This window comes from Methanospirillum hungatei (assembly GCF_019263745.1).
In the GTDB taxonomy this organism is placed as follows: Archaea; Halobacteriota; Methanomicrobia; order Methanomicrobiales; family Methanospirillaceae; genus Methanospirillum; species Methanospirillum purgamenti.
Map to the genome: position 1 here is coordinate 2,749,550 of NZ_CP077107.1, position 16,953 is coordinate 2,766,502.

Genomic DNA, 16,953 nt, shown 5'->3' on the forward strand with positions numbered 1-16,953 from the left:
GAAAATTATTTCTTTCTGTACAGTTTCCCGTACACGACCTGACCCTTGGACTTGGAGTGACGCTCACCAAGGTCACCGATGTACTCGGCAAAGGTTCCCTTGTATCCGTCAACTTCCAGCTCAACATCCTGGTTGTACTTGAACCCGGGCATCATGTAATTCATGTTGCCAAAGACATAGATAGTTCCTTTGACCATCTGGCCGCCGACACGACGGTTGACGTCACCTTTTACAATGATGGTTCCGCCTTCCTGGTGGGTTCCGATGTGGACATCTGCGTTTCCTTCGACGATGAGGGTTCCACCGTTCATAAAGGTACCGATGTCACTGCCGACATTGCCTTTTACCCGGAGGACTCCGCCCTGCATACCACGCCAGTCACCACGGTAGGATGCACCGATGTAGTTCATACCGTCTCCTTCGACGATGAACTCTCCGTTCTCCATGCCAAGGCCGGAGAAGGAGTCCACATTGCCCTTGATGGTCAGTTTGCCGCCTCTCATCCATGCACCAGTGTACATGTCAGTGCTGCTGTTGACGATGACCTCTCCGGCTGACATCTTTGCGCCGATGTACTTGACTTTGCTGCAGTCACCGTTTACGACGATCTTTGTTTCTTCCGGAGTTTCGCCGATTTCACCGGCGATTTCAAAGTAGTCCCCAAGCTTGTAGCATTCTCTTCCTTCATAGACCGGAAGTGCCAGAATCTCATCCTTGCTCTTTCCTGCAAAGGAATCGGGGGTGATACAGTCTGCTTCAAGATATAACGTCGGGGCAGTTTTCAGATTGATTGTTGCGATCTTCATTCCTGATTCCTCACACATTTGCCTTGGTTTCGATGACGAACGGGTTCGGTGCGTATGAATCCGGAACCTCGTAGTTTGCCTGCGTTACAGTGTAATACCGGAGGAATTTCTCCCTGACATCACGGGTAACCTGCTTGCTCTCCGGTGCTTTTGCATCAACCCAGAAGGTCTTCTTGGTGCCTGCATGAACAATCTGACCGTCCTGGCAGACGATCTCTCCATTCTTGATGAAGTATGCACTGTTCGAGAAGGCTTTCTCAATCTCTTCTGGATCGGTTGGCATCTTGGCCGGGTTGAGGTCGTAGATGGCAACATCTGCATTCATACCTGAAGCAAGACCTCCCATCATGTTTGAAAGACCAAGGGCCTTTGCCGGACCAGCACGGGTCATCTGTGAAAGCTCAAAGAGCGTGATTTCACGGTCAAGTTCGTTCAGGATGGTTGCGTCTGCTACCTTGCCACTGTTTTTGAAGGCGGCCATCTGCTCATCACGGGTCTTCTTGCACATAAGCCACTTGAATACCCGTGGGTACCGGGTGAACGGACCAGCGTTCGGATGGTCGGTGGTGATCATGGTCCGCATTGGATCCGTTGCAAGAAGGGCAAGTTCAAGACCGACTGCCCACTGGACGGCACAGGGGAAGACGTTCGGGCTGTAGATGAACGGAACAACTCCGGAACCGGTCTCAAGTTCGACGTCCACGTTACACCACTTGAGGTGGTTTAATGCACTGAGGTGGTGTTCAAACGGACCGTCGGCGGTCATGGTGGTTGTCTCATCAAGGGTCACATTTCCGGTATCAAAGGTGAGTTCGGGATGTGCATTGACGTAGTTCATGATCTCCTTGGAGTTTGAACAAAAGTCTCCCCAGCTGGAACCGCCATAGGAGTGGAACTGCAGGTGAGTCAGGTGCATAACCTGTTCACGGTTAAAGGTGTTCTTTGCCTTGTACCCGGCTGCAAGTTTCATCGTGTCGATGGTTGTTGGTGCATTGCCCGGGTCTCCAAGCATATTTCCATGGATGTGAATGGAGTGTGGCAGACCAAGGTATTCATTGGTCTCAATAAGACCCTTGATGATCTCTGACGGTGTGATGTCAAAGAACGGAACCTCATCATTGATGCCAAGACAGTTCAGACCCCATCCCCATGCTTCTGTGCCACCGGGGTTGACGATCTTGATACCATATCCCTTGGTTACCTTGAGAAGCCAGGCAGTATATGCTGCAGTCTTTTCGATATCGTGTTCCTTTAGGTATTCAAAGACGAACCAGTTGTTTCCAAACACCGGAAGTGCTGCTTCATCGATGATTGGAGTATCCTTGATCTCTTCATGGACATGCCGTGCATAGAGCGGTGGCATGGCTGCTTCCATGGTAAATCCGTACCCCATACGGGCGTATGAGTATCCGGTTCTGAATACGGACGGAATTGAGAAACCCTGCTCCATTCTGGTGGTCTGCTTGACGATACCGCCCCGCATCTCACCACGGATCATCTTGTCTTCTGGTCTGAACCATCGGCCAAGGTTGACTTTTGGTCCTGCAACGTGGGCATGGATATCAAGTGCACCGGCCATGACGGTCTTTCCGGATGCATCGATAGTCTTTGCCTTGGATGAGACCTTGTCTACAATTTTGCCATCCTTGATGGCGATATCGGCCTTGTCTCCTTTTACGCCACTGACAACATCAAAGACATGACCGTTCTTGATCAGTATTTCACTCATTTACGCATCCCCCATGATTTCACAGAGCCGGTCGTATACCTTCTCAAGAAGCTCCTCATCGGTGAGCATTCCTTCTGGAGGTTCGACGACTTTCCGGCATGCAATCGGGACGTTGTCCATACGATAGGCACAACCTTCGACTTCAACACCGACAAGAGCGACCGGGATGTGAACATCGGAGATCTCGGTTGTCAGGTTGATATGTGGGTCAATACAGACCGATGGAATCTGGGCCATATGTCTGGTTGCTTCAATTGGGAAGTGTGCACCGATATCAGATGCGATACAGATACAGGCATCGACTTCCTTTCTCCGAAGCAGGTCAACAGAGGATGTCTCACCAGGGTTGTACCGGGCATGGGTCCGGCGGGTGAGGTCAACACAGTACGGGAATCCATACTGCCATGAGAGAACCTGTCCTGAACCGGTAACGTTCCAGTGTCCTCTCATTGCTATGATGGAAAACTTGGTAAAGTCGTTTAAGTCACGGGTGAGGTTGATTGCGATATCGATATTGTGGTTTCTTCCAAGGGTGTGAGTCAGACCCATACCGAAGAAGATGACACCGAACCGTCCTTCTTTTAAGGTATTTACTGCGGATATGATCTTTTCCTTCGGGACTCCACCGACGACATCAGGAATTGGCTGTCCACGGGCAACCGTTCTGAATGCATCAAGGAGTTCGTAGTCGTATCCCTGTTCTATCTGGATGAATTCATCGGCACATTTTGCTGTGTCGGTGTACCGGCAGTCAACACAGATGATCTTTCTTCCCTTGTGACCCTTGGTGGTGAAGAATCCACGGGGGAAGATAGAGTATCGGGACATGTGACGGGGGTGAGCATGGGCCGGGTTACATCCCCAGAACACGATACGGTCTGCACGGTTCTTGACTTCTCCTAAGGTACAGCTTGGGACACCAACGTCCTGGATTGCAAGCAGTGAAGAGCCGTGACAGACGGTTGCACAGTTATCAACGATGGTTCCTGCTTTTTCTGCAACCTTGTGACCGATTGCCATTGCCTCACAGCTGGTTGAAGCCCATCCATACCAGAGGGTCTTTTTGGCTTTTGCCAGCATCTGTGCGGTGTATTCAATAGCTTCATCGTATGAGATCTCTTTATAGGATCCGTCTGGCTGGCGTTTTCTTGGACGGGTTACCCGGCCTTCCTTCCGTACGTGAAGGAATTTTTCAGAGCCGATTGCACAGGCGTTCTGACAATCAATAATTTCTTTCCCGTCATCAGAAACCGTGATCTCAAGATCATCACACAGGGTTCCGCAAAATGGACAGGTAACATCGGTTACTACTTTAGACATGTATTACTCCCTTGCCGGTGGTTTTCTATCTTCGCCATAACAAAGGGTCTGGATCAGTTCAACTGCTTCCATTACCTTCTCTTTTTCAGCGGGCTCGATATCTACAGGAAATCCCTTAAAGCAGGGTTCTCCGGTGGAGTAGGTATATGCAGAGACAAGTGCATTTGCCCAGGGTCCCATGGGGAGCATTGCAAGACCTGGAACAACGTCTTCACGGGTCCGGACTGCCTTAACCACGATGGTACCATCTTTGCTGGTGACCCGGACATTGGTATTTGCCATGATTCCTGCTTTTTTCATATCATCCTCGTGCATGTGAATGATTGAAGCAGCGTCATAGTACTTCTTGGAAGTCTTTCCTGTCTCCATAGCAACTCCTTGCTGAATGGTTCGACAGGTAATAAGATTCAACGTAATCTTGTTTGTCATTCATCTCCTCCGTTTCCCAAATTCTACGCTTGAATTCAGGAATCATCAGAAGCGATCATTCCGATGAAAGACGGTCACACGAACCTGGGTTCCAGATTCTTGTGGTACGAACGTGGGGATCAGCATGCACCAATGGTTAGTATGAGAAGACTGGTGATGGGATATCGGGAGTATCCCACCATTCAGGTTTCCATCCATGGTCCTGACCCGAACAGGCACCACTTGTCAACCGAACAAGTAACGGTCAACGTGGGGATAATAAAGGATTTGGGTTCATCATGCCTCCATTTTGAGATGAGGCGAAAGAGTCTCTTTTAAAGGTTTCGGAGTTATCCGGCAAGTTGGGCATCATGACCCGGAAGGAGAGAGATGAGTTTGTGACCGAAGGTTTGGTGATGATTAGGCAAAATTTTTTTGTGCCCATTGATTAGGACTACAATGTGTGCTCATATCTGATTAAACAGGTAATATCTGACAATTCACAATGCCTAAATTGCATATGATCGCATTTACGTCCTGAATACCATTCCTGATAAGATAGGCACTAACCCAAAAAACTCTGAAAAAGAGCATGATGTGAAAAGCGCAATCTTAGAAGATTAGAAGTGGAATAATCTTGATTTGAGCATAATTATATATATCTGATTATGGAGAAGCTTACGTCAATTAATTTGAATGATTTAACAATAATCTTGGATGTACGAAGTAAGGTTGCCAACAGAAAATATATGATCCTGTCTCTTTTTTTTACTTTACAAAAGGCGTTTATCCATGATTCCTGTTTTTTTCATGATCATTTTTGGAAAATAAGAGATCTATTCTGGTCTGTTCAAACAGTAAAACTGACAGGCATCAGAAGAAAAAATGCATAATTGTGGGCAATTTGTATTGCGCCGGGCAATAATCCGGTTATTCTCGGGGAACAAATAATCCTTTTTTCTGGATGGATATTTTACATTCCGGACATACCCAGGTTTTGGGAAGCTTTTCAAAGGGCGTTCCCGGAGGAATATTCTGGGTTTTATCACCTTTTTCTGGATCATATACATATGCACATTCCAGACACTGCCATTTTGTCATATTCATACATTCTTCCGGAATGATATAAAAAATGAGGTCACAGGTACTCTGATCCTTCTGATTCAGCTGGTGGCCACTCCCTTTTTTCTGCATATTGTTCCCGGATCTCTTTCTTGAACTGGTTAAATTCAAGTTCATCAAGTTGTTCCGGCAGGAGTACATCACTGGAAGCGAGCTCATAGACCCATTTTATTATTTTACCGACGATTTCAAGGACCGTTTCAGGATCTGATACGGTAACCAGTTCACGTCCTACTTTCGGATGTCGGCCTCTTCTTCCCCCGACGGTGATCCGGTATCGTGGCTCACTCCCCCTTAAAACATCAAACGGACAGGGCATAACACACATACCGCATTCCATACAGAGTTTTTTGTCTAGTTCAACCTGTCCACGCCTGATTATGATTGCATTTTCCCTGCAGTATTTCTGGCAGGTCCCACACCCGGTACAGAGTTCCTGGTCACGATTGGGTTCCCTGACTCCGGTGATGCCGATCTCATTCATCCGCTCACTTGAACATCCGTTCGGGCATGCTGATATCGCAATTCGGACCTTTACCGGCATCTCTTTCCCAAAAAATCGTTCATCTATCTTTTTTGCAAGTGCCAGGGAGTCAATATTTGCATATTTACAGTGGTCAGTTCCCATACAGGCTGTGACATTCACTATCTCCTGCCGTTCTGAACCAAGCGGAGTTCCGTTATCCTTGAGTGCAGTCAGCATTGGAACAATGCGGCTTGGATCAACGCCAGGGATCTCGATGGTCTGCCGTACCGTGAGATGAACCCGGCCATCGCCATACGTTCTGGCTATTTTTCCAATACCGATGGTCTGTTCAGGAGTAAGCATTCCGGCTGGTATCCTGAGGCGGATGATGCACCGCTCTGGATCACGTTCGGTGATGATACCTCCACGGGAGTACAAACGGGGATCTACGTCCATTATATCATTCATGTACGGTAGGACTACATAAGTGGATAGGGAAGCTGAATTTAACCACTATATTAACTTTAAAAAGTGCCTAACCAGAACAACGCGATAGATTTATTGTATGAAGGCCAGACCTCTTTATACATGGCAAATATGTCTGAACACATGGAGGCGTTCTTCGGGGTGAACCTTGAAGAGAAATATGTCGACACGCTCCGTGAACTGGATGAATATGTGGATGATATAAAAGATATCTCGAAGACTCTGCGGGAACTGACAAAAAAAGTCGACGATAATGAAATTATCCGAACCCTGAATGAAAATCGGAATGTTCTCTTTGATATTGCCCAGCAGATACGTGACATCAAATATTTTCATGAGTTCTATTTCAAGGAAGATAGCGGGGTTCGGCATATTACAAGAGAACGTGACACCTACATGTTATTGTACCAGATCATGAAATGGGATACCATCGATGTCCGGGATCTTCTCGTATGGCTCAATAATCTCAGAGAACTGTGTGACGCCATCGGTCTTCGGCCAGAAGATCTGGTGAACTTTAGGCGTCTTGATACGCAGCCCATTCCTGAAGACATTGCATCATATCCGGTCCTGGTCAAAGATAAACGTGGATACTGCCTGACCGGAGAGAAATGGAATGTTGTCATGCATGAAGATGAGATCCGGGATGAGATGGAAGAGAGATTCACGAGCGAAGGAATAGAACAGGACAAAAACCGCGTTCATCCGGGTGGTCCAGAAAATTTCGTTCGATATTGTGAAAAATGAGAGGACCTGGGTGAGTCTTCAGGCCCGGTTTTTATGTATCATGGTGTGATATCGTAATGAGTAAATCATTACCGGATTCTTCTTTTTCCATTGATAGATGAAATCGTTTGTTTATTCCTTCAACCTGGGCATATTGTTTCCTGGTGAGCATGATCTTTTTTACTTCGCCCCGTTTCAGTCGTTTCATGAGAAGAGAGAGCTGAATCGAGACATTGGTGCATGTTTCATCCCGTAAATCCCTCATCGAGCAATCAACATTACCATATAAGCACTCTGACATGATATCCTCCGGTTATTAATTTGTTCATGAGTGACGCGATTTCATCAGGTCCGAACACCTGAAAATCCGGGACCTCATAGTCTGTATGAATCCCTCTTTCTGATAACGAGCGTTCAAGTACGGCATATTCAAGCAGCCCTGGTATGGCAGTCGCTTCAATAACTCCGTGGATATCACGGACGGTTCCTGAAAACCGGCTATCCGGGGCTGGTATGAAGCAGTAGGCACCCTCCTCTGCAAAGATAACATATGTTGGAATGTCTTTTCCTGCGAGTGCCACGGCGAAGGATATGGCTCCAAAGGTATGTTCTGTTCCATATGGTGTTCCGGTTATCACCATGACATATGCTTCTTCCCCGGTTCCTGGAATATCCATGCAGTCTGCACTCAGGACAATTTCAGAAGATGAAAAGAGCGGGATCAGCTGTGACAATCCGGAGACTTCTACTTCTTTTCGAAAACAGGGTGCTACTTTATCTTCAAGAGGTCCCGGATGGAGATATCCACGTGCCTGACTGCATCGCTGACAGGCGGTAATATTGAAAGATATCCCGGTTTCAATCGCTTTCTGCTGAATTTGATCAAGACCGTGTTCTATATTTTCAAATTCAGTTGTCACCTGGTTTGTATGGCATAAATGGACCCCGTCCAGGTAGAGAATAACAGAGAGCGGGATGGATAACGAGACCGCCTGGTCAACACATGCGAGAAACTGATCGGTATGACGATGCATATAGGGGCTGTAGAGGTGGAGAAATCCTGCAGAAGAGACCGGGATATGTTCTTCTTTGAAAAACAGAACCTTCAGATTTCCTTTATTTATTGGACCAGGTTCTATTGGCCTGGTAAGAAGACCCATATCGGCAAGGTCATCGGTTTCTGCAATAATCTGAACTCCCGGCCTTTTCCCAAGTTCCTCCCACATAGGTGCAGTTTCAGGGTGGACCAGGCTGTACAGGGCATCCCCACACAGGTAAAACGTAATTTTGGAATTTGTATCTGAATCAGACGAGGTTGTGTGTGAAGGTGTCAGCATCTGCAACCAGAGCAGCCGCTCTTTTGAGACATGGCTGGAGAGCAGTGCTTTGACCGTCGGGTATGATATCTGTGGTGTTTTCACTCAATCGCCAAAAATTATTTTTTTATGGATAATTCCCAGAGTCCTGGTTCACTTGACTGAACAGAACAGATAAATCCGTTCATCTTGGCAAATGCAGGAATTGAATCTTTTGCTGCAGGAGGATGATCGCTGACAACAATCAGTTCATCCCCGGCCTTCATCTCGTCAAGAGCGGTTTTTACTTTCAATACACAAAACGGGCATACGACGCCTTTAATATCAAGTTTTTTCTGAACCATGTTAAAGCCCCACTGATTTCATGAGTCCGACAACAAATCCTGCCGTGATAAGGTAGAATATGACACTTCCAACCGCCATACCAATCACAAACCAGAGCGATTTCATGCTTCCTTCAGCGGTCATGACAAATTGTCTGAGCGGACAACCACCGACATATACACCGATTACTCCCATTCCGATGCCTCCGATCACTGCCAGGATGATATAAGCCATCTGCGAAAGATCTGCCGGTGCTCCTGGAACTGCTGATAATACTCCTTTTGTCACCAGCCAGGGGAAGTTCTCAAATGCCATGGGAGTAATCAGGTGGAAGATGAAAAACGCCACAATGGCACTTACGATCATGGCAATGAATCCATTCAGCAGGCGGGTGTGCCTGAACATGATGTAATCACGAAAACCACCAATTGCACAAAATCCGGTTTTCTGTGCAAAGTATCCGATGATACAGCCAGATACCAGGGTGATGAACGGAACAAGAATAATTGCAAGTTCTTTTGAAATCCATCCTGCTGCCATTAGTTCCCTCCTTTAAACGAGCGGGTGATCAGAGCAAGAGCCAGCCATACTCCGACGACGATTCCAATTATTCCAAAGAGTGCAACAACATCACCATACCCAAGCCGTAATGCAGCCCGGTACGGACAGGCACCAAACAGAAGGCCAAACTGCATCAGGAGCACGCCTCCGATGAAATAAACCAGAATGTCCTTTACCTGTGCATGTTTTATTCTAAATTCCCTGCTCATCTTGGCAGCAATAACTCCACCGATGAGCACTCCTATCATGGTCAGCACCGGAAGAATCGCAGCCTTGGAAATGGGTGCCAGACCATAGTTTGTGCCTAACACTATGTTCAGAATTCCATTCACCAGGTCACGGGTATGACAGAGTGCACAAAACCCGTATGCCTCTGGTCCTCCGGCAGAAATGGTCAGCGCCTGAACAATTGCCGCAAGAAATCCGATAATTACTCCGAGAATAATCGGCCCTTTCTGACCTTCTAATATTTTTTTATGTTCGTTCATGAAACACCTAGGATCTCGTAACGGTCAGGTCGAGCGGGATTGCATGTTTGATCGTATACATCGCCATGCACCCTGCCAATGCAGCTTGTCTCAGCTCTTCTACTTCAGCATCTGAAGCGTCTGTTTCGACATCAAAAAAGACTCGGTATGCAGAGATGAGGGGTTCTTCTCCCAGATTAAACTGTTTTAAATAGTTCAGGTCGGCCTCAATCTTTGCTTTCAGTGATTTAACTGCAATTTTTTTCTTTTCTGCTGCAGTCATGAAGGTAGAACTGACACACCCGACCATCCAGAAAAGACCGTAGGCCATCGGACTTGGAAACGGACCGGGGCCTGAAAAATTTGGGTGTGACAAAGAAAATGTGACGGAGCCCTTGTTCGTCTTTGTTTCCGCTGAAAACTGGGGTCCTGATTCTTCATATAGCCAGGTGCCCTCCATTTTCGTCGTGAATTTAGCTTCTTCCTTATTCTTCAGGATCTCAGCCTCATATTCATCCACCTGTTCCAGGTCAATATTATTGAGTGACATTGTTTCACAATTGTTTCAAAAATCATGGGATAAATATATTTTATAAAAAAGTTAACCATTAAAATATCAAACGAAATAAGTTGTTTTAATACTTTAACGCAATACAAGCACATATGAGACAATTAGTGCCTAATTCATATAAAAAGAAAACAATGCTGACAGCCTTACTATGAAATCCTTCATTCGAAAAAAAAAGATTAAAGGGCATGAGTACCTCTATGAGATTACCCCGTATTATGATCCGGATACCGGTAAATGGCGGCAGAAAACGAAATACCTGGGAAAAAATATAGACGGGGAACCGGTTAAGAAAGACCGGGGAGGGAAAATCGGGCAGGTTTTTGAATTTGGGGAATATATTCCTGCTTATTGGGCCGTAAAAACGCATAAAGTAATTGAAGCATTGCTCTCATCATGTTCTCCCGATGAAACAGCAACGATCATTTTACTCACAATTAACAGGCTCATACATCCGTGTCCGCCATCGAATCTTGCAACCTGGCTGGAAAGCACGTACCTGTCCAGGCTCATTCCTGGTGCAGAGTTTAATGAAGCAGATCTGCTCCTTGTTCTCCAGAAAATCTCTGACCGACCGGTTGCTGAAGTTTTTTCCAGGATGTTTGCATCAATTAATGATCTGTCTGGGAGAAGAGTCCTCTTTACGCTCCGGTTACATGATATCGCTGAACTGATGAAGGAGAAAGGGAGCGGGCTTTTTTCAGATGAAATACTGGAGCGGGAACTTGGAGTCCGTATCCACTACGATCCAGAAAAGCAAATTATTGCCGGTTTTGATGCATTTCAGTTTCAACGTGCTGTAATTGAGGATACTATTGATCAGGTTGCTTCTCGGAAGATTCCAGATGGAATCATTGTTCCTCACTGGGATTATCTCTCCCCGTCTCTCATGCTCAGAATTGTTAATGCAGGTTGTTCGTTTATTACCAGGACCGATGCCTCTTATGGGCCAGTATTAAAACATGTCTTAGCCTGGGGAGAGCAGATGGATCACCCCGCAAATATCCGGTATTATCGGGGTGAAGCCTGTTATATTCGTCCTTTTTCTATTTCATATGGGAAGAATCAGGTTCATGGGTACATCCTCCATGATATCAGAAGGGAACAGGCAGATCGGCTTGCATTCCATAAAAATCTTCAGAATATTCGAGATCTAGTACAGGAAACAAAGGAATATCCTGGAACAATTGAAGAGCTTCTCAATGAAAGTGCCGGATCATTCCGGAAATATTTCATCATCGATAAAACTCGTGGCAGTCCTTCAATACGGACTGACCAGGAAGAAGTTCACCAGGCAAACAAAAGACTCGGGCGCACCTGTGTTCTTTACCGGGGTGAATTCTCATGGGAAGAGTGCTTTACGCTCGCGGATATGAGAGGAAACCTTGAGCAACAGATGAGTTCATTCATATCTCAACTTGAACGTGATTTTAAAGGGTATCGTATCGAACGGATCCGAAAAGGGATTTTTTTCATCTGTTTCCTGGCGGTCCTTATCAAGGAACTTATTGTAAATCGGCTATCCTCTGCCCAAATCCCTGAAGTGCCCTCATTTGAAGCTTTATTGACCGAGTTACGTCCGATTTATGTCATAAAATCCTATCAGCCTTCAATATTCCCGTACCGGTTATCAAAAACCCAAAAAACGGTTCTTTCATACTTTGGTGGGATTCCTCCCCTGAAAGGGGATTAAACTCTTTACTGAACCTCCAACCGCTAATCTTGTTATAGAAATCTGAAAAATATTGGTAATAGTTTGCTAAAAATTTATACTGGGATTACCATTCAGCATGGTAAGTAATCATAGTTATATCTTCAATAAAAGAAAATAAATCTCATTAATTTTCCTTGTTTACAGTGCCTAATAGAAATAGTTTTATGATGAAATTAATTCATGATTTATATTGGCATTTTATGTCCTATATAAGTTTTAAAGAGAATAAATTGATATAAATGAATCTTGGATGGGTAGGAGAATTCAATTGATTATCAGGTAATACAATGCCTAATTAATTGAAAAAATAACTCTATATACTGTTCAAAAAAGATTATGTTCTGTTGATCAGGCCTCACGTTACATGCTTCACATGTCGACCCTTCGGGTGGGTAAGAATGAATGAAACATGTAAAATATCAGGTATCAACGGAACCTATGTGCTGATTTCTACAATGCAGTATTACAGACTGGTAAAATGGTTTGACACGTGAATCCATTCCAGCCATTACAATAATAGGCATAATATAGGCACAATACCGGATTTGGTACTGGTAATGATTGGTCTGGTCAGAGGTAAAGCATTTTAGAATAGGATTATCGGGAGATCCTATGACAGCAAAAAAAACGTTAAACATGATAACCCAGCGGGCAATAGAAGAAGGTATTGCTATGGAGATAGGAAAAACCTCCAGACAATACTTCGACGCCTGCAGCATCATCGAGATGAATATTCAGGACATGAAAGAACTTGGTATCATGAAAAATACCAATGTCCGTGTGAAGAGTGAATCCGGTGAAGTTGTTGTAAAAGCTGTAGCGGGCCGCCAGACCTGTTACCCCGGTCTCTGTCATATCAGACAGGGGGTATGGGCAAATCAGGTGGTCCCTCCACGAACACAGTCAACCGGAGCACCCCAATATAGTGGATTTCCTGTCACTGTTGAGCCAGCACCTGACGAAAAATTAAAATCAGCACTTGAACTGGTCCAAGGATCGTTTGGACTTTGGAAGGGTGATCAATAATGCCGAAAGTAATCGAGAATGTCGGGTGTCCATATTGTGGCTGCTCGTGTGATGATGTCAGGGTGACGGTTTCTGATGATGGAAAGGATATCCTTGAAGTAGAAAATGTCTGTGCAATCGGGACTGAGATTTTCAAACATGGATGTTCAAAGGATAGAATCAAACTCCCCAGACTACGCCAGCCAGATGGCTCAATGAAAGAGATCTCCTACGATGAAGCCATAGAATGGACTGCACGGCATCTTATCAAGGCAAAAAAGCCCCTTATGTATGGTTTTGGCTCAACCAATTGTGAAGGACAGGCAGCAGCTGCACGAGTTATGGAAATTTCCGGTGGTATGCTTGATAACTGTGCAACTATCTGTCATGGTCCGTCCTTCCTTGCCATATTTGATAACGGGTACCCGACCTGTACCTTAGGAGAAGTGAAAAACCGTGCGGATGTAATCGTATACTGGGGTTCAAACCCGGCTCATGCACATCCCCGCCACATGTCACGATATTCTATCTTCCCTCGTGGGTTCTTCACTGGAAAAGGGCAGAAGAAGAGAACGGTCATTGTTATTGATCCCCGGTTCACAGACACTGCAAACGTGGCTGATTATCACCTGCAGGTTAAGCAGGGTCATGATTACGAACTCTTCAATGCATTCCGAATGGTCGTGAATGGCCATGGAGATGACCTTCCTGATGAGGTTGCCGGAATCAAGAAAGAGACTATCCTTGAAGTAGCAGAAATCATGAAGAATGCCCGGTTTGGAACAACATTCTTCGGTATGGGCCTGACACACTCTGATGGGAGAAATCACAATATCGATATTGCCATTTCGTTAACCCGTGACCTGAACAAGGTTTCAAAGTGGACGATCATGGCAATGCGGGGTCACTACAACATCGCCGGACCTGGTGTTGTCTGGTCATGGACCTTTGGATTCCCCTATTGTCTTGACCTTACCAAGCAGAACCATGCTCACATGAACCCTGGTGAGACCAGCTCGGTTGACATGGCAATGCGTGACGAAGTGGACATGTTCATAAATATCGGTACCGATGCAGGGGCACACTTCCCATATCCAGCAGTGAAACAGCTCAAGAAACACCCTTGGGTTACTATTGACCCGAGTATCAACATGGCATCCGAGATCTCTGACCTTCATATCCCGGTCTGTATCTGTGGTGTGGATGTAGGTGGTATCGTCTATCGTATGGATAACGTGCCGATCCAGTTCAGGAAAGTTATTGAACCTCCGGAAGGAGTTATGGATGACGAGACTCTTCTGAACAAGATTGCTGATCGGATGGAAGAACTCATTGCAAAGGGTGAGGCCTGATGGCAGAACTTCTTATCAAGAACGGGTATGTCTTTGACCCGATTTCTGGAATTAAGGGAGACAAGGCAGATATTGCTATCAAAGATGGCAAGATTGTTGACAAGGTCTCATCAAAGGCACAGACCATTGATGCATCTGGCAAGACGGTCATGGCAGGTGGAGTGGACATTCATACGCATGTTGCCGGTCCAAAGGTAAACCTTGGTCGGGAAATGCGTCCTGAAGATAAATTCTTCCGTGGTGAATACCGGGGAGGTATTGTCAAGCAGGGGAAGCGTATGGAGATGGGATTTTCTATTCCGTCCACCTGGAAGACGGGTTACGCCTATGCCCGTATGGGATACACCTTCACCAACGAAGCCGCAATGCCCCCGCTTCTTGCACCTCACGTGCATGAAGAGTTCCGTGATACACCCATTCTTGACCAGGCAGCAATGCCCGTGTTCGGGAATAACTGGTTCTGCTTTGAATATATCAAAAACAAAGAACTTGAGAACAATGCCTCATATATTGCATGGCTGCTCAATGCCACCAAGGGTATTGGTATCAAGGTCGTCAATCCGGGTGGAACCGAAGCCTGGGCATGGGGAGAGAACTGTACAACTATAAACGACCCTGTCCCGTACTTCGATATCACTCCGGCAGAGATTGTCAAAGGCCTTATTGAAGCAAACGAGTATCTCGGTCTACCCCACTCGGTCCATATCCATGGAAACAACCTTGGAAATCCGGGCAACTACAAGGATACTATTGATACATTACGACTTGCTGAAGGCATAAAAGCCAAAAACAAGTTTGGCAGAGAGCAGGTTCTTCATAACACCCATCTCCAGTTCCACAGTTACAAGGGCACTTCATGGGGTGACTTTGAATCTGGTGCCAAGGAAGTTATGGACTATGTCAACAGTAACAAAAACATTACTGTTGACATGGGGCAGGTTACTCTTGACGAAACAACCACGATGACCGCCGATGGTCCGTTTGAATATCACCTCAACCAGCTCAATCACATCAAGTGGGCAAATGTTGATGTTGAACTTGAGACCGGATCAGGCATCGTTCCCTATATCTATGACAAGAATATCAAGGTCTGTGGAATCCAGTGGGCAATTGGTCTTGAAATCGCTCTCTTTGCAAAAGATCTGATGCGGGTCCATATCACGACGGATCACCCGAATGCAGGACCATTTACCCGGTATCCCCGTGTTATCAAGTGGCTGATGTCCCAGAAGGCACGTGAAGCAACCCTTGACACTATGAAGTGGAAGGACAAGGTCATCGCAGCAAGTAACATTGCATCAATGGATAAAGAACTTGGGCTGTATGAAATTGCCCAGATGACTCGTGCTGGTCCGGCAAAAGCCCTTGGTCTTTCAGATATGTATGGAAGCCTTGCAAAAGGTGCTGATGGAAACATTGCTATCTATGATCTTGATGCGAACACGCTTCCGTCTGATCCAGAACTCATTGAAGCTGCATTCCTGAACACTGCATACACCTTTAAGGAAGGCATCATGGTTGTCAAAGACGGTCAGATTACCGCTGAGCCTCCCAAGTACACCCTCTGGACCAAGGTAAACATAGCAGAGAATGCTCAGGTCATGCATGACATTAAAGAGAAATTTACCAAGAACTACACGGTAAATCTTGAGAATTATGCAGTATTTGATGAACATGTGCATAACCCGCGGGCAATCGAACTGGATGTAGCATAAGGAGGAATGAGGAATGGAAACCGTAACAATGACTCTGGTACAGCAGCCGGAATTATACCTTGAATGCTACAATGTTACCCCGGATCAGTTTGCTGGAAAGAGCCTTGCAGAGATTGCAGACCTCCCGGCACATGAAGGGAAGATCCAGTGGAAACTTGGGGACTTCTTCAAGTTTGAAGGAAAAGCCGGTGAAACCGCTGCAGATACAAAAATCGTGGTAAACGGGAATGTCCGGAAGATGAAGCGATTCGGACAGAAGATGTCTGCAGGTGAGGTAGTCATCAACAGTGATACCGATATGTATATCGGGGGCTGGATGACCGGTGGTACAATCACGGTAAAAGGGAATGCAGATACGTTCCTTGGTATTGCGATGGAAGGCGGGGAGATCCTGGTTGAGGGAGATGCCCAGAATCATGTCGGAAGTGCCTACCGTGGAGACTGGCGGGGTATGTCCGGAGGCCTTATCCGGATAAAAGGAAATGCCGGAAATGATATCGGAACTGCTATGACTGGTGGAACCATCATCATCGAAGGTGATGCATTTATTCACGTTCTGACCCATGCAGAAGGGGGAACGGTTATCATCAAGGGAGATGTTGAGGGACGTGTCGGCGGTCAGATGGTAAAAGGAGACGCCTACATTTTCGGAAACCTGCTCTATCCATTGCCTGGCTTTAAGAAAGTTGCAACCGTTGAGAAAGAAGTAGATGGAGCAACCTACACCTTTGACCAGTACATCGGAGACCTTGGTGAACGCAAGGAAAAGAAGAAGGGAGAAATTATCTACGGTAATCTCTACCTTAAAAAATAACCTTTTTTATCCACCAGCCTCCCTGTTCCGGAAATATGAAGAGAGGGAGATCGA

19 protein-coding genes are annotated in these 16,953 nt (G+C 45.9%); 7 read left to right on the forward strand and 12 right to left on the reverse strand.

Features of this window, described 5'->3' with window-relative positions; all coding sequences use genetic code 11:
• Positions 1 to 5 precede the first annotated feature (5 nt).
• Genes KSK55_RS13250 through KSK55_RS13265 form a run of 4 tightly spaced genes read right to left on the reverse strand, consistent with a single transcriptional unit; the run spans position 6 to position 4,284 of the window.
• On the reverse strand, positions 6 to 806 hold the full coding sequence (locus KSK55_RS13250) for a formylmethanofuran dehydrogenase subunit C (protein ID WP_218607237.1): 801 nt from the start codon (positions 804 to 806) through the stop codon (positions 6 to 8).
• Positions 807 to 816: 10 nt separating this feature from the next.
• Complete coding sequence (locus KSK55_RS13255; protein WP_214420658.1) at positions 817 to 2,535, reverse strand: formylmethanofuran dehydrogenase subunit A; 1,719 nt, start codon at positions 2,533 to 2,535, stop codon at positions 817 to 819.
• Entirely contained in the window at positions 2,536 to 3,855 is a 1,320-nt protein-coding gene (locus KSK55_RS13260) for a formylmethanofuran dehydrogenase subunit B (RefSeq protein ID WP_218607238.1), read from the reverse strand.
• A 3-nt stretch (positions 3,856 to 3,858) separates the two neighbouring features.
• Positions 3,859 to 4,284 carry a molybdopterin dinucleotide binding domain-containing protein gene (locus KSK55_RS13265; RefSeq protein ID WP_214420660.1) on the reverse strand — a complete coding sequence of 142 codons (426 nt, stop codon included), beginning with the start codon at positions 4,282 to 4,284 and terminating at the stop codon, positions 3,859 to 3,861.
• A gap of 63 nt (positions 4,285 to 4,347) precedes the next feature.
• Here KSK55_RS13265 and KSK55_RS13270 point away from each other — a divergent pair, with 63 nt between their 5' ends.
• Positions 4,348 to 4,602, forward strand: a complete 255-nt coding sequence (locus tag KSK55_RS13270) for a hypothetical protein (RefSeq protein ID WP_218607239.1) — start codon at positions 4,348 to 4,350, stop codon at positions 4,600 to 4,602.
• A 591-nt stretch (positions 4,603 to 5,193) separates the two neighbouring features.
• Here KSK55_RS13270 and KSK55_RS13275 read toward each other — a convergent pair.
• Positions 5,194 to 5,364: a rubredoxin gene (locus KSK55_RS13275; protein ID WP_214420662.1), complete on the reverse strand. Its 171-nt coding sequence runs from the start codon at positions 5,362 to 5,364 to the stop codon at positions 5,194 to 5,196.
• A gap of 37 nt (positions 5,365 to 5,401) precedes the next feature.
• Entirely contained in the window at positions 5,402 to 6,319 is a 918-nt protein-coding gene (locus KSK55_RS13280; protein WP_256664024.1) for a 4Fe-4S binding protein, read from the reverse strand.
• A 120-nt stretch (positions 6,320 to 6,439) separates the two neighbouring features.
• On the opposite strand from KSK55_RS13280, the gene KSK55_RS13285 reads away from it, so the two are divergent.
• Entirely contained in the window at positions 6,440 to 7,084 is a 645-nt protein-coding gene (locus tag KSK55_RS13285; protein ID WP_218607240.1) for a hypothetical protein, read from the forward strand.
• 31 nt (positions 7,085 to 7,115) lie between these two features.
• Here KSK55_RS13285 and KSK55_RS13290 read toward each other — a convergent pair whose 3' ends face one another.
• Genes KSK55_RS13290 through KSK55_RS13315 form a run of 6 tightly spaced genes read right to left on the reverse strand, consistent with a single transcriptional unit; the run spans position 7,116 to position 10,281 of the window.
• A complete protein-coding gene (locus KSK55_RS13290) occupies positions 7,116 to 7,364 on the reverse strand; it encodes a hypothetical protein (protein ID WP_214420664.1) in 249 nt (82 codons plus the stop codon).
• Positions 7,342 to 8,484 (reverse strand): hypothetical protein, encoded by a 1,143-nt coding sequence (locus KSK55_RS13295; RefSeq protein ID WP_218607241.1) that lies wholly within the window; start codon positions 8,482 to 8,484, stop codon positions 7,342 to 7,344. The genes KSK55_RS13290 and KSK55_RS13295 overlap by 23 nt, the downstream gene beginning before the upstream one ends.
• A 14-nt stretch (positions 8,485 to 8,498) precedes the next feature.
• The gene (locus KSK55_RS13300) at positions 8,499 to 8,723 is read right to left on the reverse strand and encodes a sulfurtransferase TusA family protein (RefSeq protein ID WP_218607242.1); all 225 of its coding nucleotides are present in this window, start codon (positions 8,721 to 8,723) and stop codon (positions 8,499 to 8,501) included.
• A gap of 1 nt (position 8,724) precedes the next feature.
• Positions 8,725 to 9,243 (reverse strand): YeeE/YedE thiosulfate transporter family protein, encoded by a 519-nt coding sequence (locus KSK55_RS13305; RefSeq protein ID WP_218607243.1) that lies wholly within the window; start codon positions 9,241 to 9,243, stop codon positions 8,725 to 8,727.
• The gene (locus tag KSK55_RS13310; RefSeq protein ID WP_214420668.1) at positions 9,243 to 9,752 is read right to left on the reverse strand and encodes a YeeE/YedE thiosulfate transporter family protein; all 510 of its coding nucleotides are present in this window, start codon (positions 9,750 to 9,752) and stop codon (positions 9,243 to 9,245) included. Before KSK55_RS13310 ends, KSK55_RS13305 begins: the two co-directional genes overlap by 1 nt.
• 7 nt (positions 9,753 to 9,759) lie before the next feature.
• A complete protein-coding gene (locus KSK55_RS13315; RefSeq protein WP_214420669.1) occupies positions 9,760 to 10,281 on the reverse strand; it encodes an OsmC family protein in 522 nt (173 codons plus the stop codon).
• A gap of 169 nt (positions 10,282 to 10,450) precedes the next feature.
• Here KSK55_RS13315 and KSK55_RS13320 point away from each other — a divergent pair, with 169 nt between their 5' ends.
• The 5 genes from KSK55_RS13320 to KSK55_RS13340 all read left to right on the forward strand — a co-directional run bounded on the left by KSK55_RS13320 (position 10,451) and on the right by KSK55_RS13340 (position 16,899).
• Entirely contained in the window at positions 10,451 to 11,992 is a 1,542-nt protein-coding gene (locus tag KSK55_RS13320) for a hypothetical protein (RefSeq protein ID WP_218607244.1), read from the forward strand.
• Positions 11,993 to 12,625: 633 nt separating this feature from the next.
• On the forward strand, positions 12,626 to 13,039 hold the full coding sequence (locus tag KSK55_RS13325) for a molybdopterin dinucleotide binding domain-containing protein (RefSeq protein ID WP_214420671.1): 414 nt from the start codon (positions 12,626 to 12,628) through the stop codon (positions 13,037 to 13,039).
• Positions 13,039 to 14,370, forward strand: a complete 1,332-nt coding sequence (locus KSK55_RS13330; RefSeq protein WP_218607245.1) for a formylmethanofuran dehydrogenase subunit B — start codon at positions 13,039 to 13,041, stop codon at positions 14,368 to 14,370. Before KSK55_RS13325 ends, KSK55_RS13330 begins: the two co-directional genes overlap by 1 nt.
• Complete coding sequence (locus KSK55_RS13335; protein WP_218607246.1) at positions 14,370 to 16,085, forward strand: formylmethanofuran dehydrogenase subunit A; 1,716 nt, start codon at positions 14,370 to 14,372, stop codon at positions 16,083 to 16,085. The genes KSK55_RS13330 and KSK55_RS13335 overlap by 1 nt, the downstream gene beginning before the upstream one ends.
• Before the next feature lie 13 nt (positions 16,086 to 16,098).
• Entirely contained in the window at positions 16,099 to 16,899 is an 801-nt protein-coding gene (locus KSK55_RS13340) for a formylmethanofuran dehydrogenase subunit C (protein WP_214420674.1), read from the forward strand.
• The last annotated feature ends 54 nt before the right edge of the window (positions 16,900 to 16,953 follow it).

Coding starts and splice junctions, on each gene's coding strand:
- KSK55_RS13250 (WP_218607237.1), bottom strand. CDS start 806: ATGAAGATCGCAACAATCAATCTGAAAACTGCCCCGACGTTATATCTT.
- KSK55_RS13255 (WP_214420658.1), bottom strand. CDS start 2,535: ATGAGTGAAATACTGATCAAGAACGGTCATGTCTTTGATGTTGTCAGT.
- KSK55_RS13260 (WP_218607238.1), bottom strand. CDS start 3,855: ATGTCTAAAGTAGTAACCGATGTTACCTGTCCATTTTGCGGAACCCTG.
- KSK55_RS13265 (WP_214420660.1), bottom strand. CDS start 4,284: ATGACAAACAAGATTACGTTGAATCTTATTACCTGTCGAACCATTCAG.
- KSK55_RS13270 (WP_218607239.1), top strand. CDS start 4,348: ATGAAAGACGGTCACACGAACCTGGGTTCCAGATTCTTGTGGTACGAA.
- KSK55_RS13275 (WP_214420662.1), bottom strand. CDS start 5,364: ATGACAAAATGGCAGTGTCTGGAATGTGCATATGTATATGATCCAGAA.
- KSK55_RS13280 (WP_256664024.1), bottom strand. CDS start 6,319: ATGAATGATATAATGGACGTAGATCCCCGTTTGTACTCCCGTGGAGGT.
- KSK55_RS13285 (WP_218607240.1), top strand. CDS start 6,440: ATGGCAAATATGTCTGAACACATGGAGGCGTTCTTCGGGGTGAACCTT.
- KSK55_RS13290 (WP_214420664.1), bottom strand. CDS start 7,364: ATGTCAGAGTGCTTATATGGTAATGTTGATTGCTCGATGAGGGATTTA.
- KSK55_RS13300 (WP_218607242.1), bottom strand. CDS start 8,723: ATGGTTCAGAAAAAACTTGATATTAAAGGCGTCGTATGCCCGTTTTGT.
- KSK55_RS13305 (WP_218607243.1), bottom strand. CDS start 9,243: ATGGCAGCAGGATGGATTTCAAAAGAACTTGCAATTATTCTTGTTCCG.
- KSK55_RS13310 (WP_214420668.1), bottom strand. CDS start 9,752: ATGAACGAACATAAAAAAATATTAGAAGGTCAGAAAGGGCCGATTATT.
- KSK55_RS13315 (WP_214420669.1), bottom strand. CDS start 10,281: ATGTCACTCAATAATATTGACCTGGAACAGGTGGATGAATATGAGGCT.
- KSK55_RS13320 (WP_218607244.1), top strand. CDS start 10,451: ATGAAATCCTTCATTCGAAAAAAAAAGATTAAAGGGCATGAGTACCTC.
- KSK55_RS13325 (WP_214420671.1), top strand. CDS start 12,626: ATGACAGCAAAAAAAACGTTAAACATGATAACCCAGCGGGCAATAGAA.
- KSK55_RS13330 (WP_218607245.1), top strand. CDS start 13,039: ATGCCGAAAGTAATCGAGAATGTCGGGTGTCCATATTGTGGCTGCTCG.
- KSK55_RS13335 (WP_218607246.1), top strand. CDS start 14,370: ATGGCAGAACTTCTTATCAAGAACGGGTATGTCTTTGACCCGATTTCT.
- KSK55_RS13340 (WP_214420674.1), top strand. CDS start 16,099: ATGGAAACCGTAACAATGACTCTGGTACAGCAGCCGGAATTATACCTT.